Origin of the sequence: Neoluteolibacter marinus, assembly GCF_014904755.1 — a bacterium.
Lineage (GTDB): Bacteria > Verrucomicrobiota > Verrucomicrobiia > Verrucomicrobiales > Akkermansiaceae > Haloferula > Haloferula marina.
Map to the genome: position 1 here is coordinate 1 of NZ_JACZFQ010000324.1, position 536 is coordinate 536.

A 536-nucleotide genomic window follows, 5' to 3' on the forward strand; every position below is an offset into this window, starting at 1 on the left:
CGTCCGGCTCACAGCCCGTGTGGCGCGCGCCTGCTACCATGATCGGCGGTCCGCCTGCAGTCCGTGGCGGACGGGCCCCTGAGTCCGCACGATCCTCTCGTGCGAGCTCCTGCCCCGGCGCGATCACCTTCGCAGCCGGGACGCACGGCACTGGACCCCGAAGGAGTTCACACATGGCACTCGACGCAGCTGTCAAGCAGTCCATCATCGAGGAGTACGCGACCCACGAGGGCGACACCGGTTCGCCCGAGGTCCAGGTCGCGGTCCTGACTCGCCGGATCTCGGATCTGACCGAGCACCTCAAGTCGCACAAGCACGACCACCACACCCGCCGCGGCCTCATGGCCATGGTCGGTCGCCGTCGTCGCATGCTGACCTACCTGCAGAACACGGACATCGAGCGCTACCGCTCGCTGATCCAGCGTCTCGGCCTGCGCCGCTGATCGCATTCTGACCCTTGCCTCGGGCGGGGCCGCCACGCAGCTCGCGGCGGTCCCGCTCGTGGTCTACGGGCGCGGATCCCGCCACATCCGCCG

1 protein-coding gene is annotated in these 536 nt (G+C 69.4%); it reads left to right on the top strand.

All coding sequences use genetic code 11. The annotated features are described in order from the left end of the window. Positions 1-173: 173 nt before the first annotated feature. Complete coding sequence (gene rpsO, locus IG178_RS25095) at positions 174-443, top strand: 30S ribosomal protein S15 (RefSeq protein ID WP_006214488.1); 270 nt, start codon at positions 174-176, stop codon at positions 441-443. Positions 444-536: the final 93 nt, after the last annotated feature.